We start from the raw sequence: 24,285 nt of genomic DNA, 5'->3' as shown, positions 1-24,285 counted from the left end.
CAACATTAAGATGTTTGAAAACGCCAATTCACCACTTTATTATATTTTAACAGGTTAGTGGGTTCGACGTTTGTCGACCCCACTATTCTACCGCAGCTCGTTTTACTGGTTATACAGACCCTCAATTTCTTCGGAGCTTAACGACCTGTCATACACACGCACTTCATCAATCATACCATCCCAGTAACGTGTCGTTCCATTCTTATCCTTCCCAATGGTAAGACCGTTAGATGTACTCGTTACATCGGGTACGTTACTTGTATAGATGCCCTTCAATTCTACGCCATTCACATAAATGCGAATGATCAGATCTTCTCGCGTCACGGCGATATGCGACCATGTTCCAGCTGTTAATACGGCTGCATCCGTTACCGCATAATTTCCGGTAGGCGCTGATGTGCCATCCAGCTGGAAAGCAATTTTGCCTGCTTCCATGCGCACCCACCATGATGGTACAGCCGTACCCACATCCCCATACCAGAAAATGAATCTGGTTCCAGCAATGGTATCCGGTTTCACCCAGGCCGACGCAGTAAAGTCGCCTTTGCCGAACTGCAGGCTGTTCTTGTTGCCAGCATCTACATAATCATTGGTTGCATCAAATGTCAGCCCGTTGTTTTTCTTGCCGGTTGTCCATGCCGCGCCGTTAACCACCGTGCCTGAATTTCCATTTCCAGAAGCATCAGAAGCTGTCGTTCCACTCGTTTCATCGAACTTCAAGTATGCCACTGCAGCTGAACTAGGCAATTCGGTATACAGCCTAGTGGATTCTACATGAGCATTCACCGCATCCGCGCTTGTGCCAAGTACCCAGTGCGACACCACATCGCTATAGTTGCCAGATTGCATCGCGAATTCCCCTTGGAATACACCATCCATATAGACTTCGGCATACCCGTAATTCACTCTTACCTTCCATAAATGCCAGCTGCTATTGACTGTTACTGCCTTGACTCGCGTCCAGACACCGTAATCCGTTATCGCATAGATGCCATCAGATCTGAAGTCCAACATCAGCCTGTATTTCCCATCACCGACCTTCGTACCCAAGGAAGCAGGATGTGGACTAACCCCTATCGCACCATTACTCAAATCATCAAGTTTCGCCTCAAATTCAAGTGTATAGGATTGCGGAATACTGAGATCCGTTCTGTTCACAGAAGAATTCGTGCTCGTGTTACTGGACAAGTTCAGCTGTCCCGCCGGGCTGATGATCGCACTGCCTCCCGTCGTCCAAGCCGAAAGGCTGTTCCATTGCTCATCCAGATTTGTTACAGCGACATCCCATGTTACAGGCGCTTCCGTATACAGCTTAGAGTATTCGACATGTGCATTAACGGCATCCGAGCTCGTGCCTACAACCCAGTGCTGCAAGACATCGCCGTAGTTACCAGACTGCATCGCGAATTTCCCCTGAGATACGCCATCCATGAATACTTCAGCAACGCCATGATTCACAACGACTCGCCATGTGTACCAACTGTTCGTTAGCGTCACTGCTTTAATTTGCGTCCAATCGCCATGATTGGTTATGGCATAGATGCCATCCGTCCTGAAGTCCAGCATCAGCCTGTATTTCCCATCCCCGATCTTGGTCGCCAAGGAGGCGGGATATGGACTGACCCCAATCGCTCCATTCGTGAAGTCATCGACCTTCGCCTTGAACTCCAGCGTGTAAGATTGCGGAATACTGATATCAAATCGGTTAGCAGATGAGGTAGCACTATTATTACTAGACAAGTTCAGTTGTCCCGCCGGGCTTATGGCGGCATTTCCAGCTGTAGTCCATCCCGACAAGCTGTTCCATTGCTCATCCACATTCACTGTCGGTATCGAAGGATACGTTGGCGCTGCTCCTAATAACGGATCCAGACTCTGTTCACCGTCGGTCAGCCACTCCAAATTAAATCGTGCCAGAACCATATAATGATATTTGAGCGTTCCGTTCCATTTTTCATAAAAGCAATAGATCGTCTGTTTATCATTACTGACGGCGAGGTCGGAATAGGCTGCGCCTGTCGGGCTTATCACTTTGGAATAGGTCCAGCTATTCCCCTCATCCATCGACATTTTGACCGTCAAATTGGATCGATCACTTGGGTTATTCGTGTTGGTAAACAGGAGCCTGTTGTTATAGTACTCGTGTTGATCTGTAAAACGTAAAATGCTGCCGAAATCGTTCGGGTCATTCAATTCACTGTCCAAAACAGGCGTAGTCCATCCGCTATTCCCATTCAGACTTGTTGAGACGGATCGCAACGGGGAGACCTTCGTACTGTTTCTCATATTGAGCATGACGGAACCGTTATACAGCTGCACGGAGGTTGTTTCATTGGGACTTGGAATATCCGGTGTGTCTGCAATGATTTCACCTCTATTCCAAGTAGCCCCGCCGTCATCACTGTAAATGGTGGAAACAACGCCAGGTGCATGGCTTGTGTTCAAAGTGAGCCAGACAGGGACAAGAAGCCTGCCATTGTCGAGTTGAATCCCATGTCCGGGACCTGTTGCAATGGCTGCCCAATTAAACTCTGATTTATATTGGTTGAAGACGGAGGTTATTTCCACAGGACTCGACCATGTGGCGCCGTGGTCTGTACTTTTCCGATAAAAGGCCTGATTATACTCCTTGCAGTAGAGGAAGTGTACCGTGCCGCTGTTCTTCTCTGCAATCATGACAGGATTGTTAATCGTATTAGCGGTAGTCACGCCATCCACCAGCTTAACTCTGGACTGCCACGTATTTCCCCCATCTGTACTTCTGCGCATATAAATGTCGATATCGGCCCAGTCGGACGTCGTCTTCCTTGCTTCCGCGTAAGTGATGACCGTACCATTACCGGTAACGACTACACCTGGTATTCTATATTGGGCATAGCCATCCACTGTCGACTCATAAAGTATCGTTTCATCATAAAAGGATGCAGCGGCCTTGGCCACATTCCCCGGATTGAAGGGTGCCATGCATGCAACTAATATAGCCGAACATAACAGGATAAGCATTTTGTTTAATTTACTTTTTGACATCTTTACACGCTCCTTTAATGTAGATGCTGTGTCCGAACCACTCGAGATCACGGTCATGTTGGTTAATGCTCATTGAATTTAAACACCAATCACCTCTCTCTCCACAGAAAATCAAGTAAGCGGTTACAAATAAGCTTGATGTCTGTATTGTAGCTTGCAGGGCAGTCGATTATATTTCATTTTTTTATATTTTCTATCATTTCTTTGAGAAACAAGCAGACTATCTGGATACAAAAATCCCGATCAGGCAACTTGAAACATTATTTTGCCGCAACAGCAAGGAAATGCTGATGAGAAAAAACGGAATCCGCAGTTACAGATCCCGTTTCAATCTTTCGAACCTGATCAAACTTAAACTTTAAACCTTCTAACCAACTCGTTAAGTTCATGTCCCAATTTTTGCAGTTCTGCCGTGGACCGAAATAGATCTTCCATGGAAGCCGTCTGCTCAAGAGATGAAGAGGCTACCGTTGTTGAGCTTGTTACAGTGTCTTTCGCAATCGAAGCCAACTCATCAACCGTTGAAGTGATTTGGTTAGCATACAAGAGCGCATCATTCGTGATTTCACGTATTTGCCCGCTGTGATTGGTGACTTCTTTGATCGCATCTGATATTTGATGGAACGCAATGCTTGCTTCTGACATTAGTTCTATCCCTGTACTTACTTCTTTACCGCTTTCCTTCATCGTGTGAAAAGCTTGAAGCGTATCATTTTGAATCAATTTCACAACGCCTGCGATGTGTTTTGCAGCTTTCTGGGAATCGTCGGCAAGTTTTTTCACTTGGGCGGCAACAACCGAAAATCCCCTCCCATGGTCGCCTGCACGGGCAGCTTCAATGGAAGCATTAAGCGCAAGTAAATGCGACGTTTCTGAAACTTCCGTAATAACTCGAACAAAATTCCCAATTTCTTGCGTATGTTCGCTCATTTTCCTGACATTCTCACCAGAGTGGTCAAATACAGATTGAATGGACTTAATTTGCGCCATATTTTTATGTATAACTTCACTTCCTGCGATCGCTTTGTTCACAGCATTGTGGGCTGATGCATCCACGGTCTCAAAAAACTCCGCGGTACGGCGAAGCCCGCTATTCATCTCTTCAAGAGTTTTCACAGTAATACCGACTCGGTCAACTTGTCTCTCTGCTCCCAGCGTTACCTGATGCATGGAGTCGCCTATCTCTTTTGCTGTCCTTACGGTTTGTTGAGCTGTAAGGTTCAGTCGTTCCACTCCCATTGTTACTTGTTGTGAAGAAGCCGATACCCGTCGAATTAAGTTGCGTAAATTAAGTGCCATTCGGTTCATCGCGCTTGCCGCATCCCCGAATTCATCCCGACCACGCAGATGAAGATGAAGTTCATTTTCAAGTACATTTCCAGATGCCATATGTTCCATTGTTTCCGCTATTCGGATTGCTGGATGTGAAATCACCTTGGATGTCCATAATCCAATCCCCAGTACGCAGGCAAACGAAATCACCGTAACTCCTAGCGCTAGATTCATGCTAGAGGTAAAGCTTTCTGTCGATAACTGCTGCCTATGTACGATTTGTGCCAAATTATACCAGATCTGTCCATTAACGGCCAGCAAACAAGCAGCCAATGTAAAACCGATCATCAGCTTGATTTGAATGGTGTATCTCATGTTACGCCTCCCAGTCACTTACATTAACAAGCGTGTTTAATAAAAGGTTTGAATGATCATATCAACGGCTTTGATACCGACGAATGGAACCATAATTCCGCCTACACCGAATATCCAAAGATTACGTGACAACAACTTCTCCGCACTCATTGGCGAATATTTAACACCCTTCACAGCAAGCGGAATCAAGATTGGGATAATAATGGCATTAAAAATCAGTGATGACAGCACTGCCGTTTCAGGTGAATGTAATTTCATAATATTTAATATCTCTACTTGCGGTATAACCGCAGACAAAATAGCGGGAAGAATCGCAAAATATTTGGCAAAATCATTCGCGATACTAAAGGTTGTCAGCGCGCCACGTGTAATCAGCAGCTGCTTGCCGATGAATATCACCTGTATTAGCTTCGTCGGATCAGAGTCTAAGTCAACCATGTTTGCAGCTTCCTTAGCTGCAATGGTACCGCTGTTCATGGCCAATCCCACATCCGCTTGAGCTAGCGCCGGCGCATCGTTGGTCCCGTCACCCGTCATGGCAACGAGCTTACCTTGAGCTTGCTCTTCCTTCACAATACGGATTTTATCTTCTGGCTTACATTCCGCGATATATTCATCAACCCCAGCTTCATCTGCAATCGTTTTGGCTGTCAGCGGATTATCTCCCGTACACATGACGGTTTTAATTCCCATTTTACGTAAATCTTCAAATTTTTCTTTTAATCCCGGTTTTATCGTATCTTTTAAATAAATAATTCCTAGAAATTGGTTCCCTCTGCATACGGCCAACGGCGTTCCTCCTTCCATAGCAATCTTCTCACTGACAACAATCGCTTCTGAAGGGCTCATTCCACCTTGCTTTTCAATATGTGAGAGTATTGCCTCTACCGCTCCCTTGTAAAATGACTCTCCCTCAAGAATGAGTCCGCTCATTCGACTCTCAGCTGTAAAAGGGATAACTTCCCCTGCTTGATTATCATCCTGCCAGGTATGCCCCCTTTTCGAAGCTAATTCTAATATGGATTGACCTTCTTGTGTCTCATCATAAATCGAAGTTAAAACAGCCGCTCGAATTAACTCCTTTTCTGAAATCTCCGTGACGGGATAAAAGCGATGTGCCTTCCGATTACCATATGTAATTGTACCTGTCTTATCAAAAATAATCGTAGTCACATCTCCAGCAGCTTCAACTGCTTTTCCTGACATGGCAATAACGTTAAACCGAGTTACCCGATCAATACCTGCAATACCGATAGCCGACAGAAGGGCGCCTATCGTCGTAGGAATCAAACATATAAGCAAAGCAATTAACGTTGAAGTTTCGATAAATACGCCCAAATAACCAGCCATAGGAACCAGTGTGATCGTAACAATAAAAAAGATGATGGTAAGTACAACCAGAAGCGTGTTCAGGGCAACTTCATTCGGAGATTTCTGCCTTTTGGCCCCCTCCACCAAGTGAATCATCCGATCCAAAAATGTATCCCCTGGATCCGCTGTAATTCTCACTTTGAGCCAATCACTGATGACCATCGTCCCCCCAGTAACCGAGCTGAAGTCACTTCTAGCCCGTTTGATCACAGGTACGGATTCACCATTAATGGCTGATTCATCAATGGCTGCTATACCCTCTACAATTTCACCGTCTCCAGGTACAAGATCGCCTTTTTCAATGAGGATGATGTCTCCTCTTCGTAATTCCGTAGAACTGACGACTTCTATATCACCATTTTTTCGAATACGCTTCGCTTCTGTATCCGCTTGTGTCTTCCTTAAATAATCTGCATGCGCTTTTCCTCGCCCCTCTGCAAAGGCTTCCGCAAAATTAGCAAACAATATCGTAAAAAGTAAAATAAGGAATATAAGAAGATTATAGGTCTGCCTTCCTTCCGAACCGAAAGTATCGGGGAAGAGAATCATCAATAGGACTAGGAATGCACCTGCCTCTACGACGAACATAACTGGACTTTTTAACATGATAATCGGATTTAGTTTCAATACGCTGTCGAGCAATGCTTTTTGAATAATGGGTCTTTTCTTTTGATCTTGCATGACTTGCATCCTCCAATGAACAAAATCTCAATGTTTAGAACTGATCGATATGTAGCAGCACATAGACGAGATAGAGCAGTAAAGCTACAGTCAGCACACAAATAATAACCACGACGAATGGCTCACTCCTTTTGTAAATTTCATCACAATTTCAAAAAACAACATAAAAAAGCCACGAAACAGAGCGAAACTCTCTTCGTAGCGAGCCATCCTCGTTAAATATGTTATGAATCATACGCCCACCGGCGTTTTTTTGTAAATGTAATAAAACCTAATGAAACATAATGAAACGTCATAACGGACCAAATTCGACATTGGCTGTATTAAAATCCATTTAAATCGTTGAAATGCTCGATGAATCACGCTATTGATGAGCAATCAGGAGTATTCCTATGGATAGAAAATGAGAATGAATCATACAATCGCTTACAGTCGCTTACATTCGCTTTATTTGGCTTATTTTGCATTTATAAGATATTGATCCGGTTTACTTTTCGGAGTTAGCGATCTTAAAATAAGAAATTTATTATTTTTTGCGTTTTTTTTTACACCTTTAACAGATTTCTTTACCCTCTTTTTACATCAAACCATATTAAAATTAAAGAAAACGGGGAACCAACTTTTAGGAGGAACATATGAATAAAAGTCATGAGATTGACGTTAATCCCAAACAACCTAAGTTATGTACGGGTTGCATCTGGGGAAGATGGGATGGCATGAAACAATACTGTAGCAGAGTTATTTGTGTTAGAGGCAATAACTTTGAAAAGAAAAAGTACAATTGCTAGGCTTTCATCATCTTGAAAATAACGACCGGATGAGTTTCCCCCCTGCAAAACGTAAAAAAAGCCTAAAACCAAAGGTTTCAGGCAAAACACTGCTTCAATTCGGGGTCGGTGTAACAAAATGATTCAAATCACGCATTGGTCGTGCTCATCACCAGCCATAATCGGGACGTTTGTTACTTGCCTTCAAACAAATCACGATGAATCTTCACAACCAGCTTCACTAAGTGAACTGCACCCTCCGGATGACAGTTCGGGCGGTGAACTTCGCCTGGCCAAAATATACTAAAGTCGCCCGGCCGTAGCAGGATGCGTGACTCATTGTCAACCTGCTCATACAGTGCGTAATCGCTCTCTGCCATGCGATCTTCCACGCTCTGGTTGTTCGTAGAGGCTGCTGCGAAGCCCTGCCACTCCTCGCCTTCTACCACGAGATGAATGTCAGCATGCTGCGCATGCATCTCAGCGAGTCGTTCCTCGAATGTACACGTCGCTGGGCTTTGCTTCATCACATACATTCGCCGTCCATCAATTTCGAGCAAAGGCGGCATGTCAGCGACATTCAAATGGGCGATATACGTCAGTGCTCGACGCACAACTTCGCTGTACTGGCTTCGGTTGAACTCCCAATTGTCCATCGTGTCGAAAATCAAAGATAACCCCTCCTAACGCTCGGCGTTCACAACGAATCGGTGACGACGCAGCACGTCGCTCTGCGCATAGTACGACTCGATCCGTTCCCGCTCTTCCGCCGTAAATTGTTTCAACGGCTGCCGAACGGTCGGCGTCGAGATGACACCCTGGAGATACAGCATGTATTTCTCATATGCGATCACATCGTACTGAATCATATGTGCGATTAAGTCATTCGCTTCCGCTTGCATCGACTGCAATGAAGCCATAGTCGGACGTTCCTCAGACGAGATAATCTCGAACATTGCAGCAAATAAAGCAGGCATCATGTTGAACGTGCTGCCAATAGCTCCATCCGCACCAGCGTATGCGCCGCCCATATACACTTCATCATGTCCGTTATAGATGAGGAAATCTTGACCGCATCTCGCGCGAATTTGCTGCATTTCAAACAGATTTAGCGATGTGAATTTAACGCCAATGCATTGCGGGTTACGGCTCATCTCCTCATAGAAGTCCATGGATAAGTTAACGCCTGTCGCACCCGGGAAATGATACACGATCATTGGCAGTGACACTGCCGCCATGATGGCTTCATAATGCTCGCGTATTTCTTTCATCGTAACTTTATAATAGAACGGAACAACCGCAGACACGGCATGGACGCCATGAAGCTCAGCATGTTTAGCTAGCTTGATGGATTCTCTTGTACTGATGTTGCCTACATGAGCAATTATCGTGACACGTCCTGCAGCAGCCTTAACAACCGCCTCCAACACCAGTTGGCGCTCTTCGCTCGTCAGAATAAATCCTTCCCCCGTACTGCCACCTACGTAAAATCCGTGAATACCTTGTCCTATTTGATGCTCAACCAGGCTCTCCAGAGATTGAAAATCAATGTCGCCACTCTCGAACATCGGAGTCAGAAGTGCTGTAAAAATCCCGCGAAACGCATCATGGTTTGTGATTGTCTTGTTCATGGTGTTCGTTCACTCCTTTGCGCTGCCTGCGCACAATATAGTAAGTAATGCCTGTATTGTAGCTCGAAGGATAACTGCTTATATTTCAATTTTTTATTAATCCTTTCATTTCTTTACGAAATCGAAACAGCTATACTAGAGCTACAAAGGTCTGGAGGTGAAAAGGAAACAACATGTACCCACAATACCTTTTTGAATACCCCAATATCGACTCTGAATTTCCTTTTCATATGAAAAAAAAGTGGTACACCTCAGTGCCCTCCCATCGTCACGATTTCATCGAATTTTCGTTGGTACTTGCAGGCAAAGGCAAGGAACGGATTAACGGCATCGAGCATGATATGCTGCCTGGCACGATTGTTTTGTTGCTTCCGTATCAGATTCATGAGTATCGCGCCGACGCCCACGAGAAGCTGTCCATGTACATTTGCAATTTTGACATGAAACTAATTACCGCTGGACCGGAATCCGCTTGGGGCTTGCACGATCTGTTTCTCGGTCTCGGCAGCTCTCAACCTGCTTATATTCAATTACAAGGCGAAGCTTACGAGGAGTGCCTGCGGCTGTGGGAACGGATCTACAACGAACACAATTCGTCGTTAACCTGGAAGCCCATCATGCTCAAAGCCCTGTTGCTGGAAGCATTGGCCTTGTTTGTCCGAAACAGAGATAGCCACGAAACCGCGCAGCCCGAGAAGCAACCTTCTGTATCTTCGAGAAGCATATGGTCCGTTGTCCAATATGTGTATGACCATTACTTAGAGCCTATATCTTTAACGTCATTATCCGAAAAGTTTCACATTCACCCCACCCAGCTCAGCACGCAATTCGGGGAATCCTTCGGGATCCATTTTGTCGATTTTCTGCATGAGCTGCGAATTCGTCATGCCTGCAGCCTGTTGATCTCCTCTGATCTACCCATTTCACAAGTAGCGTATGAGTCCGGCTTTTCTTCCTATCCAACCTTCTCACGCACATTTCTGCGTATTAAAGGGCTGACACCGAGTGAGTACCGGAAGCAGCAGTAAAAAGAAACTAGTGGGACACGCTACTCCCACTCTGGATCGTGATATTTCCGCACCACGCCAAAGAAACGGAACGTAGTTCCCTTTCGCAGCACCAAGGCCCTCATTGGAGCACGCACCCCAATTCGTACCGAACACAAACAGCCGATCAATGAGATCGGCTGTCTGTCACATATAACGTTACCCCTTCCGCTGCCACACCGGAAAACGAAGCATCATCTTCGTTCCCTGCCCCGGGACGCTAGCCGGTGTGATTTCACCGCTGTGCTTACTCACGATCCACTTCGCGATCGCGAGGCCCAAGCCAGTGCCTCCGGTGCTGCGCGTCCGCGACTTGTCACCGTGATAGAAACGGTCGAAAATATGCGGCAAGTCCTCTGCCGAAATCCCCACTCCCGTGTCTTCCACCACCAGTTCAACATCGTGCCCCTTTTTGCGGGCAATAACACGAATCGTGCCATCCGCAGGGGTGAACTTCATGCTGTTGTCGAGCAGAATCACCAGCAGTTGATGGATCCGTTCGACATCCCCCATCAGCTCGATTCCGCTCTCTACGTCCGACTCCAGCTTCTGCTGCTTCAACTCAGCTAACGGTTCGAACTTCTGCACGACTTCGTGGATAACTTCTGACAGCGGCAAAGGCCTCAACATGATTTCCTCTTGATTGGAATCCGCTCTGGCCAGTGTTAGCAGCTGTTCTGTCAGCCTGCCCATCCGTTTCGACTCTTCTAATACCACAGATAACGGTTCGCTCATCTGCAATATAGACTGATCTGGATGACGAAACGCCAGCTCAACATTTGCGCGAATGATCGATAACGGCATCCGCAGCTCATGCGAAGCATCAGCAACGAATTGCTGCTGTTTATCCCAGGATTGCTTGATCGGCCGCAGCGCTTGATTGGCCAGGTACATGCCAGCCAACACCGTTATTGCGCCGCCTACCACAATCCCGATTAAAATCAGCTCAAACAATTGCTTCAGCATATTTTGCTCAGAGTCGATGAGGCTAATCGCTTGAATAGCTACAATTTTGGTAGATGCTTCGGCGAAGAGCGAAGACGGCGAGATCGTATCTAGTCCCTTCGCCCCAGAAATATCGGTCAATACCTTCAAATTCATCATTCTCGGCTGCTCATATTGAAGAGCATAAATACGATATGAATGGTTAGCCATGTTAACCGTTTGAGGCATGGCGATAGATCGATAAGGCTTGAAGGCATCGATCTCCTTATGCATCGCTGCCCCGGCATTTAGGATCGGATAGGAATTCCCCTTATCATCCCACAGCACCAAAAACACGCGCGGATCAATTCCCTGAACCTGAATTAATGTCTTCTTGGTCGTGCCATCTGAAGGCTCATTTGGCGACAACAATTGAGATTTGGTATAGAAAAACTGCGCATCCTGCTGGGCTCTCTGCTGTAACGACTCATCGACATTGGCATACAATTGATGACGCAATTCGGTATAGACGATCATACCAAGGCAGACAATGATGAAGAAGAAAACAACCGCGTTCAACGACGTCAGACGAGTTCGGGTCTTTTTGAACATACGGCATTCTCCTTTAAAATATACCCAACATTCCGAATCGTATGGACCATGTGATCGTAATCGAAAGGCTTCAGTTTTTTGCGCAAATAGTAGACATAAACGTCCACTACATTGGACCCTACATCTGAATCCAGCCCCCAGACGCGAAGACAGATTTGCTCCCGTGTGAGAATTTGCCCCCGATTCCGCAGCAAATATTCGAGCAGCTCGAATTCCTTCAGCGTAAGCTCCAACGGCTGCCCAGCAATCGCAGCTTCCTTCGTTCTTCCGATTAGCACAAGCTGATCATAGGCAAGACGATCCTCGGTTTCGATCCCCCCGCGTCTGCGCAGCAGCGCACGGACTCTTGCGAGTAATTCCGGTACGCCGAATGGCTTCGTCATGTAATCATCCGCACCGGAATCCAGTCCCTTTACCATATCCTCAACACTATCTCTTGCCGTTAGGAACAAAATGGGCGTCAGAACTTGTTTAGCCCGCAAGCTATGCACAATTTTAATCCCATCCATCCCAGGGAGCATCCGATCGAGCACGACCAAATCGTAGATGCCTTGCTCCGCCAAATAGCAGCCCTCATCGCCGCAAGGGGTCGCATCCACCTGGTAGCCTTCTTCCTCCAGCAAGGTTCGTATCGTTTGCAGCAAAGGCAGCTCGTCTTCCACAACGAGTATTTTCATCGATTTCCTCCCCATTGTTGCACCGCAACCACTCTATTGGGTTCAGTATAAAGGGATGAGATGAACGCTAGCTTAAAATAAGCTTAGGCTAGTCTGTAAATATGAACCAATTCAGCTCTTTGGATGCGATTAATTTTTTCTTTCCATTTTGAAACTGGTGGTAGACATTCAATTGATACGTACTCATATCACTGATTTTATAGATTTTATCCTTATTCGTGTACGAGATCGTGGCATCGTGGAAGCCCACCTGCAGCGATTTGATCGGATCCGTCCCATCCAACTCATACGTTTGGCTCACGATAATTTCTTTCCCACTCTCGTTCAATTCGTCTCTCAGCTCAACAATCAACGAATGATCCTTCATGCTCGTTTCCACTAAGGTGTCCCTTTTCAAATCATAATCGAAATCCAGCATAACGGTCCCTTGTGCAAAATTAACCTGTGTCCCGATATGACTTAACGTAATCGTATAAGGGTAGACATCCAGCTCAGCAAAACCACCCAGCGGCTCTTCGATCTCGTCGGGCAATTGAAAGACAGCAGCGTTGACATAGCCATTCTCGTCATCAGTTGCCCCACCTTTACCCGTTGCTGCACCTGAGAAGGTTACTGCGTCGCCAAGTATAAGCTGCAAATCTGCTGTCATATACCCTTTGGGTAGGGTTGCATACACATAAATAAGTGCCTTGCCACCAGGAATTACCTTATTGGTCATCTCGGTCATTTGGGCCGGGAAAACCGTGCCGTCTTCCGCTCTAAACTGAGCAACCTGCTTTCGCAGATCTGTGAACCGCTTCTCTAGATTTTCGACACTCAACTGAACTGTGAATAAATCGGCGCCTTCGCCTTGGAACGTTTGCGTGGAACGCACGGAATAAGCAGCGCTTTGCCCAATATCGGTTAGCGTTCTCGTCCCAGCAGCAGGAATTACCTTCATCCCCAATAGCTCTTTATTATGATGAAACGTGAGCAAATCACTCACTTGGTTATCCGAAGCCTTCTCTTGTAAAACGAGATTCAAATCCTTAAAATCGCTCGTATACGGTATTTTTCCTGCGAGCTGTAGATTGATTTCTTTGCCCGGTTGAAGGCTGATCACTCGATCCGTCCGAATTAAGCTAGCCTCGATTGTAACAACATCATCAAGTTCAAAATAACCCTTCAGATCCGGAATAGGCAGCGCCTGACTCCCTTTATTCGTTAACGTGATGTTAGCCGCCAAAATGTCTTGATCCTCCCATGGCAATCGCTGCAGGGATGTCAATCGTGTGGTGTAAGTACCTGACTTGTTGGAGAAGTCGTAGTCGTTCCCCAGTGAAACCTCAACTTCCACAGCTTCCGGCACTTCGAAAAAAGTGACCGGCAGCTTCATGCTGCTTTTGCCGTCACTTCCACTCGTCGTTTCCGTAATGACGAGCTGCCAGCCCTCCGCTCCCGCTTCCCTAGGAATGGAGCCGCTGAGGAGGCCCTCTTTTTCAGCCAATGGTTGCAGCTCTGTACCTTTACCCAAAGTAGCAGCTTGCAGCGGATACATGTGCCCTTGTGCGGTGCGTATGAAATAGCTCAAATCTGGCAGCTTGATGCTCCCTGTCCCCTTATTCTCCATTTCGAAATAAATCGATGGCAAATAGAAATCATCATTTCTACTAATGGACGTACGATTGATATTCGCATGAAATGGTGTGCCTCCAATACGAACCGAACGTGTCGTTCCCACTGGCGTCACCACGGTGTAATCACTCGCAGGCGTCAATTGACCGATAACTCGTTCAAAGCCAGCAACCGAAAAATCCAACTGAACGAGCTTAAATACGAGATCATGAAGCTCGGTTGTCGCGTTCACTTTGGCATAGAAGCTATACGCTTGGCTTGTACCTGGTGCAATTCCATGCGTATCGCCGCTCTGCGCTAGCTGATTGACAGTAAACGTACTGCCAGCCTTGGACTGCAGACGTACCCAATAATTTTTAAAAGACAGTTCACTCACACCGCCGTTATGGACAACTACTGTGAAAGTGACCATTCCGTCCTGATCGCCAGGCAACAGCATGAGATCTTGAACTTCCATGTAGCTAGCCTCACCGATAGCGGCCTTTCCTAGCGATGTAGAGCCGATGATCTGCTCCTCGGCAAGCTCAGCAGATGTAGACGAAGCAACCCCAGCATCGGCCGAGGCCGAAACGGGGGAAGCAGCGCTGCTTAGGAGGAGGAGGAACAGAAGCAACTGAATCATTTTACGGTGACGAATCTTCATGGTGCATACATCCTCCTTGACTGACGGTTACTCCTGCAAATAGGTGTTAACCTTGTTCTGAATGACCTTCGCAACTTCCTCAGCGGACTTCTGACCTTGGAAGAACGGTGCTGTTTCTTCGGCAACAATATTCGTGATTTTCAAATCGCTTTCCGCATATACGCTAATATTGTTCAAGATCTTCTCCATGGCCGTTACATCCTGCTCCGTGGCAGGTTGAACAGTCGCTGCTTTGCCATTAATCATAAGCTTCATGCTTTTGCCTCCGCCTTCGCCGCCTGTTCCGAGCGTTTTCAAGAAGTCGATTTGCGCTTTAGCTCCAGTCTTGTTAACCGCAATCCCCGTCAACTCTCTAGCCGATTGCATCTCATCGGACAGCAAGTACTTCACGAATTCCCAGGCTTCCTTCTTATTAGCTGATTTGCTGTTGATGGCGAGTGGTAATGACGAAGTGAACTGAGTTCCTCTGGCTTCGCTCTCCGAAGGCAAATTGTAATAGCCGCCTTTACCCTCAAAATTCATCTTCGGCATCGTATACATATCCATGTACATCAGAACGTTCCCCTTCGGTTGGAAAACGACATTATTAGGGTCCGAGTTATCCGCGAGAATGACCTTATCGTCATACATCGATTTCGCAAGCTTTAGCATGTTAATGAAATCAGGGGTATCGAACTTCGCTTTCTTTGCACCGACATCGGCGAACTTAGAGAAGCTGCTGCCCAGCATCGACGTGATCAGCTCGGCAGGCTCTATTTTGCCCATTGGATACGTGTCTGGTTTACCGTCATTATTTTTATCCGAGGCCAATGCGCTGGCTTTTTTCTTAAAATCCGCCCAAGTCCACTTGCTGTCGTCGATCTGTTGGCTGCTCAATACAGCTTGATTGCCGAGCCACATATTCAATCCCACTTTAATCGGGACCGCATATAAGGAACCGTTATATTTCATAGCATCGAAAATACCTGCGTAATAGTTATCCTTTTTGAACGAAGCATCTTTACTCATCAGGTCGCTGATATTCTCCAGAAGCTTCTTGTCCGCATATTTCTGATAAGGCAGTCCGCTCGTCACGATGATATCCGAAGCTTTGCCGCTCATGAGCTCTGCGCCGACCGAACTGGCGTATTTCTCTGTGTTTTTCGGATCTGGCTTCTGCATAATCATCATCTGCTGCTGCCCCTGACCTTGTGCTTGGCCTTGTGGCGCCGTTTGAGGTGCCGCTGCATACTCTTTGATGTTAATTTTCGTGTCTGGATGCAGTGCCTCGTATTTCTGTTTGGCTAGCTCGAGAAAACGATCGGATGTCATCACAGATAGTGTGACTGTTTTGTTCCCGGTAGCAGGTGCTGTTGTACTTCCTGTGTCGCCTGATGTTGTCGTCGTATTGGACGAACAAGCTGTCAGAGATAACATAGAAACGAGCGAGCAAGCGATGACCGATTGTTTAACTGTGATTTTGCGCATAAGAAAATGTCACTCCTTCAGATGGGTTAAAATGAATAATAGCCACGGTGCATAGCGCACCTAGTACCGCATAGTCCAGCGGCTCGATCTGGTAAGACAACCCCGCCCACTGGGCGATGGCGAAAATGATAACAGCTGCAACTGGCACATAGATGAACACGCGTTGCAGTTGAGCATACACGGGTACCCTTGCCAGCACCCATAACCTGACGCCAAGCAGGAGCAGTGGCAAGCCGAACAGCATGCCCGCGATAAACAACCTGCCTGTAAGCCGATTAGCAGCATCCGTCAACAGCTCCTGCGGCGATGGGACGTATCCCATCTGTGCCGTTTCCTGCTGCCATAGGCTTTGCAGCTTTTCTATATAAAAGGAAACATCAATGATTTGCTCCGGCACCCATTCCAGCGGAATGTAGAGGTGAAATCGGATGCCCGTCCACAGGGCAATGATGCACGCGGCCATACCGAGCAGAGAGAACGTGCTTAGTAGCAGCGGTGCTCGCTCGTGAATCAGCGCATCACTCCAGTTCTCTCTAGCCAGTCTCCGTTGTAATACACCTTGGATGATTGTCGATTGTCGGATCATCAACCGCACGAGCAAGAAGATCGCGATCATGGCGCATACAAACAGCTGAATCAATCGCCATTGTGCCATTTTCGTATGGGCAAGCTCGTGGTTGGCGATTTTGAATTGCGAAGGCATGGAACCGATCGAATTAAGTGCTTCATTCACTTGACTCTCTCCGCCGGCAACTGCGCTAGGCTTTCCCGCCATTTGAACCGTCTCAATGACCGCATCCGGTTGCACATCGACCAAGGTCGTGACGGGGATCAGCACATTTGGGCTGCCGTCGTCGGACATCTGCCGAAGTAGAGAACCTTCATCCTCGAACACGCCGATGACGGTAAAAGCGACACCGAACAGCTCAATCGTTTTACCTACGACTTGATTGGCACGAAACAGCTGCTGGGCAACCGTAGCGCTAACTACAGCAACTCGGCTGTGTTCATCCACCGAGCTTTGGGCGAAGGAAGCGCCTGCCTTCAGCTTGATCTGGTTAAAATCCGTGTAGGCGTCACTCACGCCGAACACGTCGGTGTTCACCCGAGCCGTGCCATAGACCGCTCGCGTTTGCTCTCTCGCTGCATAAGTGAGCGGCAGCGGAGCCCACTTTTTCGCCAGCAGCTCCGCCTCCTTCAACGTCAAGCCTGCGGGGCTTGCTGGGCTTGCTCGCGCAGTCGATGGATCCACATTCACCGTTAGCTGCTGCATCCCATAGGCGCCGTTCGTCTGCTTCCACTCGCTTACAATGGAAGCGACTAACCCGCTGCTTGCCAGCAGCAACAGCACACCGGTAAATACCATCCATGCGGCTAATCTGGAACGCTGCATGTCCTGCTCTCCTCTCATTTATTGATCCGCACGAACGCGGTCACCATCAGCAATCGATTTCGAGCTCGAGACGATGACTTTATCGAGCGGCGTAATGCCATTCTCGATGGATGTTTTCGTATCATCCGCGTCTCCGATTTGGACATTCGCCCGCCCAGCAACGTATTCCGTGCCTAATGGGCCTTTCTTCTCCTTCAGGAGCAGCACGTAGGTGCCTTGATCATCCTCCCGCACAGCATCGTTAGGCAGGAGCGAGCGGAACGAGGCTGTTTTTTTGACAATATCGAACTCGCCGGTTTCCCCGCCTTTCAATCGATCGTCCTTCAGTGTGAAGGTAATTTCCTTCCCCTTTTGAGTGGACTGGCTGGACTGACCGGTGGCACTTACCGCATCCCGAATATCGGTAATTTGCGCCGGAATTCGGGCATTACTGAGCGTTGAGAAAATGAGCTCTGTTTTATCGCCCACCGCGACATAAGGAGCTTTGGCATCGTCAATGGTTGCCTTCATCTGCTGACCTTTGGACAAATCAGCGATGCTCACCGCAGCTTTCCCGCTAGGAACAGGTGCCCCCTTCACGGCATTGACTGCCGACACGATCCCGCCGACAGGTGCCGTGAGACGAGAGAATTCGGCAAGCTGACGCTTTTGATTGGCAATCTGTCTCTCCAAAATCTGCATATCCAGCTGCGTACTCTCGATATCCCGAGCCATGCTGCGCATTTGCTTCTCATCATTGCTCCGGAAAGTTTCCTGATAGTTTTCCTGAAGCTTCTCCAAGCTCAACTGCTTCTGGGCGTATCGTGCCTGATTGTCTTTCAGCGAATCTTCTGTCTCTCTTGTTTTAAATACGACCAGCTCTTGGCCAGCTGTCACTTTATCTCCGACCTTCACTTCAACCTCGCTTGCGGCCCAGTTGGTCTCCACGTAGACATCGGCGGTTTCTGCCGACTCAATAGTCCCCGAACCAGTGACCTCATGTGACAAGGTGCCCGCCGTTGCCTTCTCTACGGTCACCTCGGCCAGCGATATTCCCAGCAGGGTATTTGAGAAGAACGTCAAAGCGACCATCGCAAAAATGAAGGCAAAGATAGCCTTTCTGATTCCTTTCTTCTTGGCACGTTCGCCGTCGGCGGCGGCCATTAATGCATCCATACAACGTTCCTCCTATGTGTGATCCCTATCACCCTTTTATTCCTGACAACTGGATGCCTTCGACCAAATACTTCTCCGCATACAAAGCTACTAGAAGAGGTGGCAGCATATACACCACAGACGCGGCAAAGGCGATGCCTCGCTCCTCGTCGCCAATGACGGCTAAGTACACAGATAACGGCTGTTTGATCGCATCATTTAGGAAGATCAGCGGCTGCTCCACCATATTCCAGTTATCAATAAAGACGAGAATCGATAGCGCCGCTACACCTGTGCCGCACATGGGCAGTACAATTCTTGTCCATATGTAGAAGTGGCTTGCCCCGTCTACACGCGCTGCTTCAATGTAGCTAGCAGGCACAACCATCATGAACTGCCGCAGCAGGAATACGCCGAAGGCGCTGAAGATGCCGGGATAAATAATCGACCCATACGAACCGATTAGCCCAAGCTTATCCGCGACAATAAAGTTGGGTACCAGCGTGACCTGAAAAGGCATCAGCATCGTGACAATGTACAGGAAGAAGAGCGGCTCGCGAAAGCGAAAACGTAAATGGGCAAAGGCATACGCAGCGAGCGAAGCCACAACCAGTTGACCCGCGATGATCGGCACTGTCATTTTCACCGAGTTCCAGAACATGAATAGAAACTGCGGCCTCCCCACCAAAACAGCGTAGTATTGCGACAGGGTTACGCGATCAGGTATCCATTTCATGGTGATGAATGGACCATCATCCGTATCTCCCGAAAGTGCAGCGTAGTTGCTCGTAATCTCCTCTTCCGCCATGAACGAGTTCGCAATAGTTAGCGCCATCGGGAAAAGAAATCCCGCCAACAGCACGATGAGCACAGTGATTAGCACGATTCGCGCGGACCTTCGTCCCAATCGGACAGTAAGCGGTTTTAAGCGGCTTGCTTGCATGCATGGTTCTCCTTTCAGTCGCCAATCCGCCGCCGTTAACCGATGGATTTGCTAATGCGCCTCTCCACCACGAATAGCGTCAAGACGAGTAGTACGATCACCAGAGCCATTAGAAAAGCGGCAGACGTTAGCTTCTGATAATCCAGTGATTTGAACATGTTGTTCATATAATGCTGCAGCATATAAATGCTTTCATCCGGGTAATTTCCGGCAATTAAGTAAGTCTCTCGAAACATTTTGAAGGAATTAATGATCGACATAATAAAAACGAAGAAAGCCGTCGGCGTCAAATAAACAAGCGTAATAGATCGCCACTGCCGAAATTTACCGGCTCCATCCATCGACGCTGCCTCATAATAATCGCTTGGAATGTTCTGAAGGCCTGCTAGGAAGAGGATCATATTGTAACCGATGTTTTTCCAAAGGTAGACAATGATCAGCACATACAAGGAGGCTTCGCTTTCCATCCAGTCGTGCGGACGAATTCCCCAGTTCGCAAGCCATGCGTTGATTGTCCCATGCAGATCGAATAGTGCATTCCATACCAGCACCACCGAAGCCACTGGTACAACAAGCGGGCTCAAGAACGAGATCCGGAATGTTTGACGCAAAGGCAGCTTCCTGTTAAGCAGCATAGCCAGCCCTAGCGCAACTAACATGTTCAGCGGCACACAGATGGCCATAAAAAGACTTGTATTCACGGCCGCTCGCCGAAAAATGGGATTTCCCAGCAGCTCGCGATAATTCGTTATCCCCACAAAAGAGCCGTTAATAGGACTGTCCATGAGCGAATAATAAAACCCCATCCCAAAAGGTATCAAGAAAAACACCGCAAATCCTGCCAGGCTTGGCAATAGAAATAGAAGTGCTGTAAGACCCTCGTTGCCCCGTAACCATCTCAGCACAAATGCGTTCCTCCTTCCCACAAAACACATTCTCTCATTCCTAAATTAGAAATGGATTAGAACGTAAAAAAGCCCAAGACTTTTCGTCTTGGACTTACTTTCTTGATAACTTCATGCCGCAATACCCTCAGTTTGTGCTCGAAAGGGGAACGTCTGTACGCTAATTAGTCTCTTTTGCGTGATTTGATGCATGAAGGGGAACGTTAATGCACTATTTCCTCTTCGAACACGCTATTCCCACCCAAAGTAGCTGATTAGCGTATCCTCGTTCCCCCTCCGACTGCTTAACCCTTCCAATCCGGTAGCTTTATACCCCAGCCAGCTAAATAATGACGTCAAATGCAAAAAGCCCTAAACGGCCAGCATCATCCCAGCGTTAAAGGACTTCCTATTATTTTCACGAGCTATTATCGTTGTCGCCTTGCCGTTTCAAGCTTCATTCCTGTATACTTTGGCTGTACCGAGCGCCTACCATCCTACCTGTTGGAGAGGAAGTGACCCTGATGTCCTATGATCAAAACATCCGATTGCATGAAATCCCGCTTTATTTTACCTATCAGAGAAGAACCATAGGAACCGAACAGTATCAGGGTACGTTTCACGCCCACCAAGGTATTGAAGTCTTGATCATTCACGAGGGGCATGGCACACTCATAGTTGATCAGAAGAGTTATGAACTCATTCCTAATATGTTATGTGTGTTTCAACCTTATCAGCTGCATCATATTCAGATAGATCCCGAGACGCCATTCGTGCGATCTATTGTTCATTTTGAACCTTCCCTATACGAACCCTACTTTGAGCCTTGGCCGCGATTGTTGGCTTTTTTCAAGCATATGCTTACTAGCAAGCTGCAAGCGCCATGTCTTTACGAGCTAGGTGAGGAGGACCAGTTTCATCTGCTTTTCCAAAGCCTTGCGCGGAAACTACCGAAACTAAGCAAGCAAGATGAGCTGGAAGAGTTCTCCCTCTTTCTCGTTGCTTTCTTCCGCACCTTCATGCCGCTATGGGAGCAGCGCGAAGGTCAGGTTCGCACAGGTCCGACACGCAAATCCCATCAAGCCGAACGCATTCTCAGCTGGCTGGAGGAGCATTACACCGAACCGCTGCGCTTGGAGACGATGTCAGCTGATCTGCACCTATCTCCGTATCACTTGTCCCATTTGTTCACAGAATGCACCGGCACCAGCATTTCCGACTATGTGACAGCTAGAAGGTTGCAGCAAGCTGTGAAGCTGCTGACGTCAACGGATCAGACTGTGGCTCGCGTCGGCGAGGCCATTGGTGTGACGAATTGCTCGTACTTTTGCAAAATGTTCAAAAGCCACATCGGCGTCACGCCTCACCAGTATCGTAAGCAAGGGCAGAAGGCGCCTATCGCAGCCGTTACTCGGCTGTCGTAATGATCATGGCATCGCGCTGTGCGATGAGGCACAACTCTGCCGCTTTAAAGGTATGCTCCTGCGTCATTGCTACTTCGGTACGGTTCAAGCAATCCAAGATCAACTGACCGAAGTAAGGGTAACCAACTTGGCCACTGACAGCAAAATGCTGCTCCCCATCCTTGTTCACGAGGTACACATGATTGCTCGTCTGCTCTCTAGCGATATCGACATATTTGCGAAGCTCAATGTACCCGTCGCTCCCCAGGATCGTCATCCGGCCGTCGCCCCATGTACTTAAGCCGTCTGGCGTCATCCAATCCACGCGGAAATAGCCTGTTGCACCATTGTCTCCGACCAACGTAGCGTCCCCAAAGTCCTCAAAATTCGGATGCTGCGGGTAATTGTAGTTCGCTACTTTACTGTGAACAACTTTCGCATCTTTTGCCCCCGTAAAATACAGGAACTGCTCGATCTGATGACTCCCGATATCGCACAGAATACCGCCGAATTTCTCCTTCTCAAAAAACCAATCCGGTCTGCTCGACAAACTAATGCGATGCGGCCCTAATCCAATGACTTGATGTACGCGACCGATCGCACCTTGTTCGATTAATTGTCCTGCATAAACTGCGCTTTCCACGTGAAGACGCTCGCTGTAATAGACCGCATATTTCTGTCCTGTCTCGGCTACCTTCGCACGTGCTGCTTCCAATTGCTCAAGCGTTGTGAACGGGGCTTTGTCTGTGAAATAATCCTTCCCGCTATCCATCACTCGCAGTCCAAGAGGACCACGATCGCAAGGAATCGCCGCAGCTGCAACAAGCTTCACTTCGGCATCCTGCAGAATCTCTTCGAGCGAGCTTGCCACACGTACCCCAGGGTAAGTGCTCAGAAATTTGTCCACTTTGGCTGGATCTGGATCGTACACCCATTTCAACTCGCCGCCCGCTTCCCGCAGCCCATTGCACATCCCATAAATATGCCCATGATCCAACGCCGCCGCCGCGAAAATAAACTCACCTGGCTGACAAACCGTATTAAAGCTCCCTTGCGGAGCGTAATTCATACCATCGCTTTTTTGCATCATCGTCAGTCTCCTCTATGGTTATTTAAATGTACTTCCCGTTGTAATCGTCTGTGGTGCGAAATTCTCAATGGACGTGTTCTTCTCGTAAAAATGGGTCGCATTCGCCTGCACGCCGCTTCTCGTATAGAACGCATCCTCCGCGTCTAGCGGGAATTTCACAAGCTCGCCTGTGCTCGCTGATTTATAAATCCCCGTGATCAGCTCCAAGGTTTGACGGCCGCTAATCCCATCGATCAGCACGGGAGCGCCGGTCTCAATTGCTGTTAACACATTGTCGATTTGACCAGCATGTCCTTCATACTTTACTTCTGGCAGCGCCTCATAAAAAGCTTGCAGCTCTTCCTCCAGCTCCTTGTTCGACTCCGGGAAGCCATTGGAAGTCGAGTTCGACGCCTTCACCTTCCATGGTGCAGATACACGAGCCTTCGCACCTTGGAAAATCAACTGCTGCTCCTCGCCATGATGGACGACTGAGCTCGTGATTTGCCCTAGGGAACCGCCCGGGAAGCGAAGCATCCCAATAGAAAGATCTTCAACCTCAGCGTTATCGTGAGACACATTGCTCATGAACGCTTGGACTTCCGTCGGGCTGCCCATCATCCAGAGCAGCGCATCGATATGATGCACCGCATGGTTCAGCGTCGGGCCGCCGCCTTCCTTTTCCCATGTGCCGCGCCACCACAGATCATAGTAGCAATGGCCACGCCACCAGAAGGAATCGACTTGGACGTGGACGATTTTGCCCATGAGGCCGCTTTCCAGCACGGACTTCATTTTCATCATCGGCGTCTTGTAGCGGTTCTGCGCCACAACAGACAGAATCTTACCCGTCCGCTGCGCAGCCGCATTCATCAAGTCGCATTCCTCGAGCGAGGACGCCATCGGTTTTTCTACCATGACATGCGCGCCTGCCTCGAGAAACTCCACCGTAAGTGAAGCATGCGTATACGGCGGCGTACAGATCGAAACAAGATCGATATCTTCTTGCAGCAGTTCTTTATAATCCTTCACAGCTCTCGCATCTTTCAGCTGAAACTGGTCAATTCGCTCCTGAGCTTTATCCACATAAATGTCACTAATCGCGACAATCGTACAACGCTCCGGAAATTGTAAATACGCTTCAATATGCGCCTTCGAGATTGCGCCAGCACCAATAATTGCTACCTTCAGCATCCACTTCAACTCCTTGCTTTTCGTTGCTCCAAGCATACCAAGAATGCGGTTACAAATGTGACGTTATCTTGTGCAAAAATGACGTTACTTTGCGGTTCTGGCAAGCACCGATGCTGAGTCTAAAAGCTCTGAGGTCGGGGTATTGGTGGTGCAAAAAG

General features: G+C 47.9%; 17 protein-coding genes. 2 read left to right on the top strand and 15 right to left on the bottom strand.

Going from position 1 to position 24,285, the window contains the following annotated elements; translation table 11 throughout:
• Positions 1 to 102: 102 nt before the first annotated feature.
• The 5 genes from AC58QO_RS31950 to AC58QO_RS31930 form a co-directional block, all read right to left on the bottom strand.
• The gene (locus tag AC58QO_RS31950; protein ID WP_497272746.1) at positions 103 to 3,027 is read right to left on the bottom strand and encodes a LamG-like jellyroll fold domain-containing protein; all 2,925 of its coding nucleotides are present in this window, start codon (positions 3,025 to 3,027) and stop codon (positions 103 to 105) included.
• Between the two features lie 351 nt (positions 3,028 to 3,378).
• Complete coding sequence (locus AC58QO_RS31945; RefSeq protein ID WP_497272744.1) at positions 3,379 to 4,674, bottom strand: methyl-accepting chemotaxis protein; 1,296 nt, start codon at positions 4,672 to 4,674, stop codon at positions 3,379 to 3,381.
• A gap of 36 nt (positions 4,675 to 4,710) precedes the next feature.
• Positions 4,711 to 6,726 carry a potassium-transporting ATPase subunit KdpB gene (gene kdpB, locus AC58QO_RS31940; RefSeq protein WP_497272742.1) on the bottom strand — a complete coding sequence of 672 codons (2,016 nt, stop codon included), beginning with the start codon at positions 6,724 to 6,726 and terminating at the stop codon, positions 4,711 to 4,713.
• A gap of 961 nt (positions 6,727 to 7,687) precedes the next feature.
• Entirely contained in the window at positions 7,688 to 8,164 is a 477-nt protein-coding gene (locus tag AC58QO_RS31935) for a NanQ anomerase/TabA/YiaL family protein (protein WP_497272740.1), read from the bottom strand.
• Between the two features lie 12 nt (positions 8,165 to 8,176).
• Positions 8,177 to 9,124, bottom strand: a complete 948-nt coding sequence (locus tag AC58QO_RS31930; RefSeq protein WP_497272738.1) for an N-acetylneuraminate lyase — start codon at positions 9,122 to 9,124, stop codon at positions 8,177 to 8,179.
• A 254-nt stretch (positions 9,125 to 9,378) separates the two neighbouring features.
• On the opposite strand from AC58QO_RS31930, the gene AC58QO_RS31925 reads away from it, so the two are divergent.
• The gene (locus AC58QO_RS31925) at positions 9,379 to 10,152 is read left to right on the top strand and encodes an AraC family transcriptional regulator (RefSeq protein WP_497272736.1); all 774 of its coding nucleotides are present in this window, start codon (positions 9,379 to 9,381) and stop codon (positions 10,150 to 10,152) included.
• A gap of 177 nt (positions 10,153 to 10,329) precedes the next feature.
• Here the strand turns inward: AC58QO_RS31925 and AC58QO_RS31920 are convergent, their stop codons facing one another.
• From AC58QO_RS31920 to AC58QO_RS31885, 8 genes are all read right to left on the bottom strand, one after another.
• Positions 10,330 to 11,706 (bottom strand): sensor histidine kinase, encoded by a 1,377-nt coding sequence (locus AC58QO_RS31920; protein ID WP_497272734.1) that lies wholly within the window; start codon positions 11,704 to 11,706, stop codon positions 10,330 to 10,332.
• Positions 11,679 to 12,383, bottom strand: a complete 705-nt coding sequence (locus AC58QO_RS31915; RefSeq protein WP_497272732.1) for a response regulator transcription factor — start codon at positions 12,381 to 12,383, stop codon at positions 11,679 to 11,681. Before AC58QO_RS31915 ends, AC58QO_RS31920 begins: the two co-directional genes overlap by 28 nt.
• Before the next feature lie 88 nt (positions 12,384 to 12,471).
• Positions 12,472 to 14,640, bottom strand: a complete 2,169-nt coding sequence (locus AC58QO_RS31910; RefSeq protein WP_497272730.1) for a hypothetical protein — start codon at positions 14,638 to 14,640, stop codon at positions 12,472 to 12,474.
• A 27-nt stretch (positions 14,641 to 14,667) separates the two neighbouring features.
• Positions 14,668 to 16,107, bottom strand: a complete 1,440-nt coding sequence (locus tag AC58QO_RS31905; protein ID WP_497272728.1) for an ABC transporter substrate-binding protein — start codon at positions 16,105 to 16,107, stop codon at positions 14,668 to 14,670.
• Positions 16,088 to 17,500, bottom strand: coding sequence for an ABC transporter permease (locus tag AC58QO_RS31900; protein ID WP_497272727.1), 1,413 nt, complete (start codon positions 17,498 to 17,500; stop codon positions 16,088 to 16,090). The genes AC58QO_RS31905 and AC58QO_RS31900 overlap by 20 nt, the downstream gene beginning before the upstream one ends.
• Before the next feature lie 18 nt (positions 17,501 to 17,518).
• Complete coding sequence (locus AC58QO_RS31895) at positions 17,519 to 18,655, bottom strand: efflux RND transporter periplasmic adaptor subunit (protein ID WP_497272726.1); 1,137 nt, start codon at positions 18,653 to 18,655, stop codon at positions 17,519 to 17,521.
• Positions 18,656 to 18,683: 28 nt separating this feature from the next.
• The gene (locus AC58QO_RS31890) at positions 18,684 to 19,577 is read right to left on the bottom strand and encodes a carbohydrate ABC transporter permease (RefSeq protein WP_497272724.1); all 894 of its coding nucleotides are present in this window, start codon (positions 19,575 to 19,577) and stop codon (positions 18,684 to 18,686) included.
• Between the two features lie 35 nt (positions 19,578 to 19,612).
• Entirely contained in the window at positions 19,613 to 20,482 is an 870-nt protein-coding gene (locus AC58QO_RS31885) for a carbohydrate ABC transporter permease (RefSeq protein ID WP_497272722.1), read from the bottom strand.
• Between the two features lie 503 nt (positions 20,483 to 20,985).
• Between AC58QO_RS31885 and AC58QO_RS31880 the strand changes: the two genes are divergently transcribed.
• On the top strand, positions 20,986 to 21,885 hold the full coding sequence (locus AC58QO_RS31880; protein ID WP_497272720.1) for an AraC family transcriptional regulator: 900 nt from the start codon (positions 20,986 to 20,988) through the stop codon (positions 21,883 to 21,885).
• Here AC58QO_RS31880 and AC58QO_RS31875 read toward each other — a convergent pair.
• Positions 21,869 to 22,951 carry a Gfo/Idh/MocA family protein gene (locus AC58QO_RS31875; protein ID WP_497272748.1) on the bottom strand — a complete coding sequence of 361 codons (1,083 nt, stop codon included), beginning with the start codon at positions 22,949 to 22,951 and terminating at the stop codon, positions 21,869 to 21,871. The two genes, AC58QO_RS31880 and AC58QO_RS31875, sit on opposite strands and share 17 nt — an antisense overlap.
• Before the next feature lie 21 nt (positions 22,952 to 22,972).
• Positions 22,973 to 24,127 (bottom strand): Gfo/Idh/MocA family protein, encoded by a 1,155-nt coding sequence (locus AC58QO_RS31870; RefSeq protein WP_497272718.1) that lies wholly within the window; start codon positions 24,125 to 24,127, stop codon positions 22,973 to 22,975.
• Positions 24,128 to 24,285 lie beyond the last annotated feature (158 nt).

Source organism: Paenibacillus sp. J31R30, assembly GCF_059692115.1.
This window is presented reverse-complemented; position numbering and strand designations above follow the sequence as displayed.